The sequence below is a fragment of the Mycolicibacterium peregrinum genome (genome assembly GCF_001665625.1).
Taxonomy (GTDB): Bacteria; Actinomycetota; Actinomycetes; order Mycobacteriales; family Mycobacteriaceae; genus Mycobacterium; species Mycobacterium peregrinum_B.
Window position 1 is genome coordinate 30,685 of sequence record NZ_LZSY01000095.1, and the last position, 13,037, is coordinate 43,721.

Here is a 13,037-nt window from a genome sequence, read left to right on the forward strand (position 1 = left end):
TACCGTCGGGCGCGATGGATGAACAGATCGTCGTGGCCGGTGCATTGTTCTCCGAGGCCGGGCTGTTGGTCGCCCAACGCCGGCGGCCGCCGGAGCTTGCCGGAATGTGGGAACTGCCCGGTGGCAAAGTGGCCGCCGGCGAGAGCGACGCCGATGCGCTGACCCGCGAGCTGCGAGAGGAACTGGGGGTCGAGGTGAGTGTCGGCGCCCGCCTCGGCGTGGATGTCACGCTCAAGGCGGGCATGACCCTGCGCGCCTACCGGGCCACACTGACCGCGGGCAGCCCGCAACCGCACGATCACCGGGCGCTGCGATGGGTCACCGCCGACGAACTCGACGAACTCCCATGGGTACCGGCCGATCGGGCTTGGCTTGCGGATCTGACCGCAGCGCTTACCCCGGCCAGCGGACGTGAAAGTACCTGACACGACGGGATTTCGGCTGCCGCCGCGCATGCTCGCACAACAACCCGACCGCGGGCCTCGGGCGCATGAGATTTATTTGGGCATATCGATGTTGCGGATTACATTTCCGTGAAACCACCCACAACGTTTCCGGGAAAATGACGCGACCGCGCCGAACATGATGTTTTGCTGTTCGAGTGACCACGGCAAGTACGCCGTACCTGGGCCAAGGGCAGGGCATGAATCTTGCGCTGGCCACCTGGGTCTCGGCCATCAACTTCTGGGCCTGGAACATGATCGGCCCACTCTCCACTACCTACGCCGGCGACATGAAGCTCAGTGCCACGCAGGCTTCGATGCTCGTCGCCACGCCGATACTGGTCGGATCGCTGGGCCGCATAGCGGTCGGCTCACTGACCGACAGGTACGGCGGTCGCACCATGTTCCTCGCGGTGACGCTGGCCTCGATCGTGCCGGTGCTGGCCGTCGGGGCGGCGGGTGAGGCCCGGTCCTATCCGATGTTGTTGGTGTGCGGATTCTTCCTGGGAATCGCGGGCACCATATTCGCGGTCGGAATCCCGTTCGCCAACAATTGGTACGAGCCGTCCCGCCGCGGATATGCCACCGGCGTATTCGGCATGGGAATGGTCGGCACAGCGCTGTCGGCATTCTTCACTCCGCGATTTGTGCGGTGGTTCGGATTGTTCCCGACGCATCTCATCATCGCGGCGGCCCTGGCGCTGACGGCGGTGCTGTGCATTGTGGTGATGCGCAATTCACCGGCATTCCAGCCGAACACCGACCCGGTGCTGCCGAAGCTCAAGTCGGCGCTGAAACTTCCGGTGACGTGGGAGATGTCGTTCCTGTACGCGGTGGTCTTCGGTGGGTTCGTCGCATTCAGCAACTACCTGCCCACCTACATCAAGAACGTGTACGAGTTCTCCTCCGTCGAAGCAGGTTCCCGCACAGCGGGCTTCGCACTGGCCGCGGTGCTGGCCCGGCCGATCGGCGGTGCGCTATCGGATCGGATACCGCCCAAGTACGTCGTGCTCACGTCCTTCGCCGGAACCGCGGTACTCGCCTTCATCGCGATGTTCCAGCCGCCCCCGGACGTGTGGTCGGCGGCGACCTTCATCGGCCTGGCGATCTTCCTGGGCATCGGTACCGGCGGCGTGTTCGCCTGGGTGGCGCGTCGTTCACCGGCCAAAGAGGTGGGCTCGGTCACCGGAATCGTGGCCGCCGCAGGTGGTTTGGGCGGCTACTTCCCGCCGCTGGTGATGGGCGCTACGTACGACGCTGTGGATCACGACTACTCCGTCGGGCTTGTGCTGTTGGTGGCGACGGCATTGGTGGCGTTCGGCTACACCGCTCTACGACTGCACGCCCACGAACCTCAGCAGGCCAAGGAGGCCCATCGATGAGCAAGCCCCACGTCGGCGGATCGATCGAGGAATTGCTCGAGCGCAGTGGGAGGTTCTTCACCGCCGGTGAGTTCTCCGACGACCTGCGTACGGTCACACGCCAGGGGGGCCGTCAGGGCGACGTGTTCTACCGCGACCGGTGGAGCCACGACAAGGTGGTGCGCTCCACCCACGGGGTCAACTGCACGGGTTCCTGCTCCTGGAAGATCTATGTCAAGGACGGGATCATCACCTGGGAAACCCAGGAGACCGACTACCCGTCGGTGGGGGCGGACCGACCTGAGTACGAGCCACGTGGATGCCCGCGCGGTGCGGCGTTCTCCTGGTACACCTACTCGCCGACGCGGGTGCGGTACCCGTATGCGCGTGGCGTGCTGGTGGAGATGTATCGGGAAGCCAAGGCGCGCCTGAAGGATCCGGTGCTCGCCTGGGCCGACATTCAGGGCGATCCGGAACGCCGCAAGCGCTATCACCGGGCGCGCGGTAAAGGCGGCCTGGTCCGGGTCAGCTGGACCGAGGCCACCGAGATGATCGCCGCCGCGCATGTGCACACCATCAAGACCTACGGGCCGGACCGGGTGGCGGGTTTCTCACCGATCCCGGCGATGTCGATGGTGTCGTTCGCGGCCGGTTCCCGATTCGTGGAGCTCATCGGCGGGGTGATGACGTCGTTCTACGACTGGTACGCCGATCTGCCGGTGGCCTCTCCGCAGGTGTTCGGCGATCAGACCGATGTGCCGGAGTCCGGCGATTGGTGGGACGCGTCTTATCTGATGATGTGGGGCTCGAACGTCCCGGTGACGCGTACGCCCGATGCGCACTGGATGGCCGAGGTCCGCTACCGCGGAACCAAAGTGGTGACGGTCAGCCCGGATTACGCCGACAACACCAAGTTCGCCGACGAGTGGATGCCGTGCGCGGCGGGCACCGACGGGGCGCTGGCGATGGCGATGGGCCACGTCATCCTCGACGAATGCTTTGTGCAGAAGCGGATTCCCTATTTCGTCGACTACGTTCGCAAGTTCACCGATCTGCCGTTCCTGGTCAAGCTCGAAGAGCGCGACGGTGTGCTGGTGCCCGGGAAAAACCTCACCGCAGCAGATCTCGGCGGCCCGACCGCCGAGCAGGAGAACGCGGCGTTCAAGCCGGTGCTGCTCGACGGTGCGAGCAACAGTGTCGCAGTCCCGCAGGGCTCGCTCGGGTTCCGGTACGGCGCCGATGGTGTCGGTAAGTGGAATCTCGATCTGGAGGACCTGGTTCCCGCGCTGACGGTGTCGGGGGACATCTTCGAGACCGCCGAGATCACGTTGCCGCGGTTCGACACCGTCGACGGCAGCGGCGCGACCATGCAGCGCGGGGTGCCGGTGCGACGGGTCGGTGAGCACCTGGTGTGCACGGTATTCGACCTGATGCTGGCCCAGTACGGCGTGCATCGGCCCGGACTGCCCGGTGAGTGGCCCACCGGATACGACGACGCCACCCAGCCGTACACCCCGGCCTGGCAGGAGCAGATCACCGGAGTCTCGGCGGGCCAGGCCATCCGGGTGGCACGCGAATTCGCCCGCAACGCCGAGGAATCCGGCGGCCGGTCGATGATCATCATGGGCGCCGGTATCTGCCAGTGGTTCCACGGCGATGCCACCTACCGGGCCGTGCTGGCACTGCTGCTGCTCACCGGTTCGATGGGCCGCAACGGCGGTGGCTGGGCACACTACGTCGGCCAGGAGAAGTGCCGTCCCGTCACCGGGTGGGCCGCCATGGCGATGGGCACCGACTGGTCGCGCCCACCGCGGCAGATGGCCGGCACGTCGTACTGGTACGCCCATACCGACCAGTGGCGCTACGACGGATACCGGGCCGACGCGCTGTCCAGTCCGGTCGGGCGGGGCCGATTCCGCGACAAGCACACGATGGATGTGATGAGTTCGGCGGTGGCCATGGGGTGGACACCGTTCTTCCCGCAGTTCGACCGCTCAAGCCTGGATGTGGTCGACGAGGCCAAGGCTGCCGGCCAGGAAGTGCCCGACTATGTGGCCGGCCAATTGGCAAGTGGTGGGCTGAAACTCGCGGTCACCGATCCCGACAATCCGGCGAACTGGCCTCGTGTACTCAACGTCTGGCGGGCCAACCTGTTGGGCTCGTCCAGCAAGGGCAACGAGTACTTCCTGCGGCACCTGCTGGGCACGACGTCGAACGTGCAGGCCGAGCCGGCCGGGGCGGAGTTGCGGCCCAAGGACGTGGCCTGGACCGAGGACATTCCCGAGGGCAAGCTCGACCTGCTGATGTCGATCGACTTCCGTATGACGTCGACGACGTTGCTCTCCGATGTGGTGCTGCCCGCGGCGACCTGGTACGAGAAGTCCGACCTGTCCAGCACCGATATGCACCCCTATATTCACGCCTTCAGTCCGGCGGTCGACCCGCCGTGGGAAACCCGTTCGGATTTCGAAGCTTTCGGTGCGATCGCCCGGACCTTCAGCGCGCTCGCGGCCCGGCACCTGGGCACCCGCACCGACGTGGTGATGGGCACACTGCAGCACGACACCCCGGGTGCGATGGCGTATCCCGGTGGCACCGAACATGATTGGCGGGTCACCGGTGAGACGCCGGTGCCGGGCAAGACGATGGGTCCGCTGGTGGTGGTCGAGCGCGACTACACGGCAATCGCCGAGAAGTGGGCAACACTGGGCCCACTGGTCGAGAGCTTGGGTCTGACCACCAAGGGCGTCACCACCCATCCCGACCAGGAGGTGGCCGAACTCGCCGCCAAGTTCGGGGTGATGGATTCGGGTGCCGGCCAGGGCCGCCCGGCGATCACCACGGCTGAGCGGATGTCCGATGTGATCCTCGCACTGTCGGGCACGTCCAACGGCCGGCTCGCGGTGGAAGGCTTCCGGGAACTCGAACGACGTACCGGTCGCAAGCTCATTCACCTGGCCATCGGCAACGAGGAACGCCGGATCACCTACGCCGACACCCAGGCCAGACCGGTCCCGGTGATCACCAGCCCCGAGTGGTCGGGCAGTGAGACCGGCGGCAGGCGCTACGCGCCGTTCACGGTGAACATCGAGGAGCTCAAGCCCTTCCACACCCTCACCGGCCGAATGCATTTCTACGTCGACCACGACTGGTTGGAGGAACTCGGCGAACAGTTGCCGATCTACCGGCCACCGTTGGACATGGCGCGGCTGTTCGGCGAATCGAAGCTGGGCCGCGACGGTATCGGCCTGACCGTGCGGTATCTGACCCCGCACTCCAAGTGGTCGATCCACTCGGAGTACCAGGACAACCTGTTCATGCTGTCACTGTCGCGCGGCGGCCCGACCATGTGGATGAGTCCGTTGGATGCCGACAAGATCGATGTGAAGGACAACGATTGGATCGAGGCGGTGAACCGCAACGGCGTACTGGTGTGCCGCGCCGTGGTCAGCCACCGCATGCCAGAGGGAGTGGTGTACGTCTACCACGCCCAGGAACGGACCATCGACGTACCGCTGAGCGAAACCACCGGAACCCGCGGCGGTATCCACAACTCACTGACCCGGCTGTTGGTCAAGCCCAGCCATCTTGCCGGTGGGTACGCCCAGCACTCGTTCGCCTGGAACTATCTCGGCCCCACCGGAAATCAGCGTGACGAAGTGACGGTGGTCCGCCGCCGCTCGCAGGAGGTGAAGTACCAGTGAAGGTCATGGCCCAGATGGCGATGGTGATGAACCTCGACAAGTGCATCGGGTGTCAAACGTGTTCGGTGACTTGCAAACAGGCCTGGACCAACCGGGCCGGCACCGAGTACGTCTGGTTCAACAACGTCGAAACCCGTCCGGGGCAGGGTTATCCGCGTACCTACCAGGACCAGGAGAAGTGGCGCGGGGGGTGGAAGCTGGACCGGCGTGGCCGGCTGCGACTGCGTGACGGCGGTCGGCTGGCCAAGCTGGCCAGGATCTTCGCGAACCCGAAGCTGCCCTCGATCGACGACTACTACGAGCCGTGGACCTACGACTACGAGAACCTGACCTCGGCGCCGCTGGGTGAGCACATCCCGACCGCGCCGCCGCGCAGCCTGATCACCGGCAAGCCCATGAAGGTGTCGTGGTCGGCGAACTGGGACGACGACCTGGCCGGGTCGCCGGAGATCGTGCCAGGGGATCCGGTCCTCAAACAGGTCAGCGAACAGATCAAGCTGGAACTCGAGCAGACCTTCATGTTCTATCTGCCCCGGATCTGCGAGCACTGCCTGAACCCGGCGTGTGTGGCGTCCTGCCCGTCGGGCGCGATGTACAAGCGTTCCGAGGACGGCATCGTGCTGGTCGATCAGGACCGTTGCCGCGGCTGGCGCATGTGTGTGTCCGGATGTCCTTACAAGAAGGTGTATTTCAACCACAAGACCGGCAAGGCCGAGAAGTGCACGCTGTGCTACCCGCGGATCGAGGTCGGGTTACCCACGGTGTGCTCCGAGACCTGCGTGGGCCGGTTGCGCTACCTCGGTCTGGTGCTCTACGACGTCGACCGGGTGCTGGAGGCGGCATCGGTGCCCGACGACAAGGACCTCTACGAGGCGCAGCGGCAGATCCTGCTCGACCCGACCGACCCCGAGGTGATCGCCGGGGCCCGGGCCGAGGGCATCTCCGATGAATGGATCGAGGCCGCCCAACGTTCCCCGGTGTACAAGTTGATCCACACCTATGGTGTCGCGCTACCGCTACATCCGGAATTCCGGACGGTGCCGATGGTGTGGTACATCCCGCCGCTGTCGCCGGTGGTCGACGCGGTCAGCCGCGACGGGCACGACGGCGAGGACGTCGGCAATCTGTTCGGAGCCCTGGAGGCACTGCGGATCCCGATCGAATACCTCGCCGGCTTGTTCACCGCGGGAGACACCGCGGTCGTCGAGGGAGTGCTGCGCCGTCTCGCGGCGATGCGCTCGTACATGCGTGACATCAACCTCGGGCGCGACACCCAGCCGCACATCCCGGCCGCGGTGGGGATGACCGAGGAACAGATGTACGAGATGTACCGGCTGCTGGCGCTCGCGAAATACGAGGAGCGCTACGTCATTCCGACTGCGTACAGCACCGAGGGCATTCCCGGGACGGAGGAGCCCGGTTGCTCGCTGTCCTTCGAAGGCGGCCCCGGAATGTACGAGTCGGGTCCTTTCGGTGAGGCCAGCGGTGGGCCCGTCCCGGTGGCGGTGGAGACGTTCCACGCGTTGCAACACCGGCAGACCAGCGACGGCATGGCCGCCAACGCCGACCGGCCCTCGCGCGTCAATCTGCTCAACTGGGACGGCAGGGGAGTGCCGTCCGGGATGTTCCCAGGTGGTGATCGGTGATGAAGCGTCGCAACCGAACCCGCGACAGCGGCCTGACGCGTCGCACCCGCGACAACACCATGCAGGACCGCTTGGTGTGGCAGGCGGCGTCGCTGATGCTGGCCTACCCGGACGACGGGCATACCGACCGGCTGCAGGCCGCGGCACGCCTGCTGGACCACGTCACCGGTGACGCCAGGGCGTTGCTCGGCGAAACCGTCGTCGGGTTGAGCCTGCGCCCCACCATGGAGCTGCAGCAGGAGTACGTCGACACCTTCGACCTCCAGAAGCGGTGCACCATGCTGCTGACGTACTGGACATCGGGCGATACCCGCAACCGAGGCGCAGACATGGTCGAATTCACTCAGACCTACCGGGCCGCAGGCGTCGAGATCCCGAAAGGTGAGGCACCCGACCATCTTCCGGTGGTGCTGGAGTTTGCGGCCACTGTCGACCCGGAGGCGGGACGACGGCTGCTCGCCAAATACCGGGTGCCCATCGGTGTGGTTGCGCGCGCGTTGGCCGACGCAGGGTCACCGTACTCGCCGGTTGTCGCGGCGGTGGCCCGAACCCTGCCGTCGCTGGCTTCGGTCGATGACGTGTCGCGTCTGATGATGTCCGGACCGCCTGCGGAATCGGTGGGACTGCAGCCATTTCAGCTGACCGTTCCGCCCCGCCGGGTACAGGAGGTGCTCTGATGTCGGGCTGGGAGATCTTCTGGGACGTGGTGCCGTATGTGACCTTGGCGATGGTGGCCGTGGGCACCTGGTGGCGGTACCGCTATGACAAGTTCGGCTGGACCACCCGCTCGTCCCAGCTCTATGAGTCGCGGTTGTTGCGCATCGCCAGCCCGATGTTCCACTTCGGCATGCTCGTGGTGTTCGTCGGACACGTCATCGGCCTGTTCATCCCCGAATCGTGGATGGATCTGGTGATGAGTGACCACATCTATCACCTGCAGGCGGTGATCCTCGGCGGCATCGCCGGAATTGCAGCCCTGGTCGGCATCGCACTGCTGATCTACCGCCGCCGCGCCACCGGCCCGGTGTTCATGGCCACAACTGTCAACGACAAGACGATGTACGTCGTCCTGGTGGCCGCGATGGTGGCCGGGTTCGCCTGTACGGCGATCGGGGCGACGCCCGAGGGCGCCGAGCACGACTACCGCGAGACTGTTTCGCCGTGGTTCCGCTCGATCTGGATCTTCCAGCCCCGCGGCGACTTGATGGTCCAGGCGCCGGTGTACTTCCACATCCACGTGATGATCGCGCTCGTGCTGTTCTGCCTGTGGCCGTTCACCCGGCTGGTGCACGTGTTCAGCGCGCCGATCGGCTACCTGTTCCGGCCCTACGTCGTGTACCGCAGCCGCGACGTCGCCAAGGAGAGTGAACTGGTCGGATCCCGCCCGCAGCGTCGGGGTTGGTGATCCCGAACTAGGGACCTTCGGCCCTGCTGTGCGGATCCCCGTCAGGCGGAGGATCAACGGTATGGAGCAGTTGACCGCCCTGGACGCGGGGTTCCTGGAAGCAGAGGACTCCGACCGGCACGCGAGCCTGGCGATCGGGGCGATCGCCGTGCTGGACGGACCGATGCCCGGCGCCGACACCGTCGTGGCCTCGCTTGCCGAACGGGCCATGACCGCGCCCCGCCTGCATCAGCTGCTGCACACCCAGCCCCTCGACCTCGGGGCGCCGCGATGGGTAGAGGACACCAATTTCGACGCGGCACACCACATCCGGTATGCGGCGCTGCCCCAACCCGGCGACGATGCGGCGCTGTACCGGTGGGCCGCCGACATCATGGAACGGCGCCTGGACCGGGACCGACCGCTGTGGGAATGCTGGGTCGTCGACGGTCTGGCCGGCAACAGATGGGCGATCCTGTTGAAGGTCCACCACTGCATCGCCGACGGGATCGCGGCCACCCGGCTGCTCAGCCGCCTGTGCGACGACGGCGACCTGACCGGCCATGCCCTGAAGCAACAAACCGCCGGGGGGACCGCTGTTTTCAACCCCGTCGAGTGGATCGGTAAGGCGTGGCGCATTTCGACTGGGTTGCCCGTGGCCGCGATGCAGGCCGTCCAGGGTGCGGTTGGCATCGTCACCGGCCTGCTGCGTCCGGCGGCCGCCACCTCGTTGACCGGCCCGGTTACCAGCATGCGACGCTACGCCGCCGGCGAGGTGTCGATGGACGACGTCGACACGGTATGCCGGGAATTCGGGGTGACCGTCAACGATGTTGCCCTGGCGGCGATCACCGACAGCTTTCGCAACACCCTCATCCGTCGCGGCGAGAAGCCCAGCCGGGATGCGCTCCGTACCTTGGTGCCGGTCTCGGTGCGCACCGCGGATGCGGACGATCGGACCGACAACCGCGTGTCGGTGATGTTGCCGTACCTCCCGGTCGACAAGGCCGATCCGCTACAGCAGTTGCGCGCCGTGCATTCGCGGCTGTCCCGGGCCAAAGCCAGCGGGCAGCGCGAAGCGGGAAATGTCCTGGTGTCGGCGGCCAACGCAATCCCGTTCCCGCTCACCGCCTGGACGGTGCGGGCACTGACCCGGTTGCCGCAGCGCGGCGTCGTCACCGTGGCCACGAATGTGCCGGGCCCGCGGAATCGACTGTGTGTCATGGGTTGCGACATCGTCCGGCTGCTTCCGATTCCGCCGCTGGCGTTGCAGCTACGCACCGGTGTGGCCATCATGAGCTACGCCGACCGCCTGGTGTTCGGGGTGATCGGTGATTACGACGCGGCGCCCGATGTGTCCGAATTGGCCCGTGGCATCGAACGCGCGGTCGCCCGTCTGGTCGATATCGGCATTGGCCACTGGCGGGCCACCCCCGTGGGTACTCTGCAACTCGTACAGGGAGGTTGACCGATGAAGGGATCTGAACTCGGCGTTCTCACCCGCAGGCAGTGCCTGGATCTGCTGGAGGGGGTACGCGTCGGCAGGTTGGTGTTCACCGAGGACGCCCTGCCGGCTGTGCAGCCCGTCAATTTCCGGGTGTGGCATGACGATGTGGTGATCCGGGTGGCCGGCGGGCCCAAGCTGATCGCCGCGACCGATCGTCAGGTGGTGGCGTTCGAGGCCGACGAGCTCGACCCCGACCTACGCACCGGCTGGAGCGTGACGATCGTCGGGCATGCCGAGCACATCACCGACGTGGACGAGCAGGTGCAGGTCGCCGGGACGTTCGTGCAGCCGTGGGCTGAGGGGCGCCGCGATCATTTCGTGCGGATACGGTCGGAGAAGGTCACCGGGCGTCAGCTCCGGAACCATGCGATGCCGCACTACGGTGCGGCGGGCGGCGGTTAGTACCGAAGCCGGTCGTCGACGACCCGCACGGCGTGGCCCGGATGCTGCGTCGCATACAGCGGGTGCATCAGCATCGGGTGACGGCAGTGCGCGCAGGAGGCCTGCGGCTGGTTCGCCGACGCGAAGGTCAGGTGGTGGCATTCGCTGCAGCGGACCATGTAGCAGGCGCCGATCCAGTTGGCCATACCCACATAGATCGCGACTGTGGTTCCCGCAGCGAGCACCATGATCAACGCGACCGTGAGCGCTTCATAAACCGTCATGACCGGCACCTCCAAGCTCGCCTATCGCAACGTGACGGATACCTGAAACGGTACTCGCGAAACCTAGGACTTCCTGGCCCGTTTGAAGACCTTGTCCAGTTCTTTACCGTGCAATCCGTTGTTCTCGGCCTTGCGGACTTTGTGCAGAACCAGCGGGCAGCGTTTGCAGCGCGGCTTGCTTTTGCAGCACTTTTTCTTGGGCTTCAGGCCGGCGATTTTTGCGGACTTCAACGTGACGGGGCTCTCTCGTTTTCGTGATCGACCGGCCAGCCTGCGAGAATGTCGGTGTGGATTCACGCCCGAGCTTTCGCAATGTCGCCATCGTCGCCCACGTCGACCACGGCAAGACGACCCTAGTCGACGCGATGCTGCGACAGTCCGGTGCCTTGACGCACCGCGGCGACGACGCAGTCGAGCGCCTGATGGACTCCGGTGACCTTGAGAAGGAAAAGGGCATCACCATCCTGGCCAAGAACACCGCGGTACACCGGCACCATGCCGACGGCACCATGACGGTGATCAACGTCATCGACACCCCTGGTCACGCTGATTTCGGTGGCGAGGTGGAGCGTGGCCTGTCCATGGTCGACGGTGTGGTCCTGCTGGTGGACGCCTCGGAGGGGCCGCTGCCGCAGACCCGGTTCGTGCTGCGCAAGGCGCTGGCCGCGCACCTTCCGGTGATCCTGGTGGTCAACAAGACCGACCGGCCCGACGCCCGCATCGCCGAGGTCGTCGAGGAAAGCCACGACCTGCTGCTCGACGTCGCCTCCGATCTTGACGACGAGGCCCAGGCGGCCGCCGAGAAGGCACTGGATCTGCCCACCCTGTACGCCTCGGGCCGGGCCGGCATCGCGTCGACGACGCAGCCCGAAAATGGTGAGAACCCTGACGGCGAGAACCTGGACCCGCTGTTCGACGTGCTGATGGAGCACATCCCGGCACCCTCGGGTGACCCGGAGGCGCCGCTGCAGGCGCTCGTCACCAACCTCGACGCCTCGGCCTTCCTCGGCCGCCTCGCCCTCATCCGCATCTACAACGGCCGGCTCAAGAAGGGCCAGCAGGTCGCGTGGATGCGCGAGGTCGACGGCTCGCCGGTGATCACCAACGCCAAGATCACCGAGTTGCTGGCCACCGAGGGCGTCGACCGCAACCCCACAGAGGAGGCCGTTGCCGGCGACATCGTCGCCGTCGCGGGCATTCCCGAGATCATGATCGGCGACACCCTCGCCGATCCCGACAACTCGCACGCGCTGCCGCGCATCACCGTCGACGAGCCCGCCATCTCGGTCACCATCGGCACCAACACCTCGCCGCTGGCCGGCCGGGTGTCGGGTCACAAGCTGACCGCCCGCATGGTGAAGAACCGTCTCGACGCCGAACTCGTCGGCAACGTGTCGATCCGCATCGTCGACATCGGCCGCCCTGATGCCTGGGAGGTGCAGGGCCGTGGTGAGCTGGCGCTGGCCATCCTCGTCGAGCAGATGCGCCGTGAGGGCTTCGAGCTGACCGTCGGCAAGCCGCAGGTGGTCACCAAGAACATCGACGGCAAGCTGCACGAGCCGTTCGAAGAGCTGACCATCGACTGTCCCGAGGAGTTTGTCGGTTCCATCACCCAGCTGATGGCCAACCGCAAGGGCCGGATGGAACAGATGACCAACCATGCCGCCGGCTGGGTGCGCATGGACTTCGTGGTGCCCAGCCGCGGACTGATCGGCTTCCGCACCGACTTCTTGACCGAGACGCGTGGCACCGGCATCGCCAACGCGGTGTTCGAGGGCTACCGGCCGTGGGCCGGGGAGATCCGGGCCCGCCACACCGGCTCGCTGGTGAGCGACCGGTCCGGGTCGATCACCCCGTTCGCGATGATCCAGCTGGCCGACCGCGGACAGTTCTTCGTCGAGCCGGGCGAGGACACCTACGAAGGCCAGGTCGTCGGGATCAACCCGCGCGCCGAGGATCTCGACATCAACATCACCCGCGAGAAGAAGCTGACGAACATGCGGTCCTCGACCGCCGACGTCATGGAAACCCTGGCCCGGCCCCTGGACCTCGGACTCGAGCAGGCCATGGAGTTCTGCGCCGAGGACGAGTGTGTCGAGGTGACCCCCGAGGTCGTCCGGGTCCGCAAGGTCGAGTTGACCGCCTCGCTGCGGGCTCGGGCCAAGGCACGGGCCAAGGCGCGCGGCTAGCTTCCGCTTTCGGTCGTCGAATGGCCAGTTATTGCACCGCTTTTCGGGCGTAACGTGCGATAACTGGCCACTCGCGGTGGGGGGCTGCGGCGGTGCGCCTCAGAGCTGAGATGCGCCGGTAGCGATATCGCGGGGGAT

At 66.1% G+C, this 13,037-nt stretch carries 10 protein-coding genes; 9 read left to right on the top strand and 1 reads right to left on the bottom strand.

The features are described 5' to 3' along the window. Window positions 1–14 precede the first annotated feature (14 nt). The 8 genes from A5779_RS13725 to A5779_RS13760 all read left to right on the top strand — a co-directional run bounded on the left by A5779_RS13725 (window position 15) and on the right by A5779_RS13760 (window position 10,447). Complete coding sequence (locus tag A5779_RS13725; protein ID WP_064882713.1) at window positions 15–425, top strand: (deoxy)nucleoside triphosphate pyrophosphohydrolase; 411 nt, start codon at window positions 15–17, stop codon at window positions 423–425. Window positions 426–601: 176 nt separating this feature from the next. Then, window positions 602–1,825, top strand: coding sequence for a nitrate/nitrite transporter (locus A5779_RS13730; protein WP_064882715.1), 1,224 nt, complete (start codon window positions 602–604; stop codon window positions 1,823–1,825). Next, on the top strand, window positions 1,822–5,508 hold the full coding sequence (locus A5779_RS13735; protein ID WP_064882717.1) for a nitrate reductase subunit alpha: 3,687 nt from the start codon (window positions 1,822–1,824) through the stop codon (window positions 5,506–5,508). Before A5779_RS13730 ends, A5779_RS13735 begins: the two co-directional genes overlap by 4 nt. Beyond that, the gene (gene narH, locus A5779_RS13740; protein ID WP_064882719.1) at window positions 5,505–7,154 is read left to right on the top strand and encodes a nitrate reductase subunit beta; all 1,650 of its coding nucleotides are present in this window, start codon (window positions 5,505–5,507) and stop codon (window positions 7,152–7,154) included. Before A5779_RS13735 ends, narH begins: the two co-directional genes overlap by 4 nt. Next, window positions 7,154–7,831 (top strand): nitrate reductase molybdenum cofactor assembly chaperone, encoded by a 678-nt coding sequence (narJ, locus tag A5779_RS13745; RefSeq protein WP_174554304.1) that lies wholly within the window; start codon window positions 7,154–7,156, stop codon window positions 7,829–7,831. The genes narH and narJ overlap by 1 nt, the downstream gene beginning before the upstream one ends. Further along, complete coding sequence (gene narI / locus A5779_RS13750) at window positions 7,831–8,559, top strand: respiratory nitrate reductase subunit gamma (RefSeq protein WP_064882722.1); 729 nt, start codon at window positions 7,831–7,833, stop codon at window positions 8,557–8,559. Before narJ ends, narI begins: the two co-directional genes overlap by 1 nt. 61 nt (window positions 8,560–8,620) lie before the next feature. Continuing rightward, complete coding sequence (locus A5779_RS13755) at window positions 8,621–10,006, top strand: WS/DGAT/MGAT family O-acyltransferase (RefSeq protein ID WP_064882724.1); 1,386 nt, start codon at window positions 8,621–8,623, stop codon at window positions 10,004–10,006. Window positions 10,007–10,009: 3 nt separating this feature from the next. Then, complete coding sequence (locus tag A5779_RS13760; protein WP_064882726.1) at window positions 10,010–10,447, top strand: pyridoxamine 5'-phosphate oxidase family protein; 438 nt, start codon at window positions 10,010–10,012, stop codon at window positions 10,445–10,447. Here A5779_RS13760 and A5779_RS13765 read toward each other — a convergent pair. Beyond that, window positions 10,444–10,710, bottom strand: a complete 267-nt coding sequence (locus A5779_RS13765; RefSeq protein WP_055120552.1) for a hypothetical protein — start codon at window positions 10,708–10,710, stop codon at window positions 10,444–10,446. The genes A5779_RS13760 and A5779_RS13765 overlap by 4 nt on opposite strands. Before the next feature lie 287 nt (window positions 10,711–10,997). On the opposite strand from A5779_RS13765, the gene typA reads away from it, so the two are divergent. Further along, on the top strand, window positions 10,998–12,899 hold the full coding sequence (typA, locus tag A5779_RS13770; protein WP_064882728.1) for a translational GTPase TypA: 1,902 nt from the start codon (window positions 10,998–11,000) through the stop codon (window positions 12,897–12,899). Window positions 12,900–13,037 lie beyond the last annotated feature (138 nt).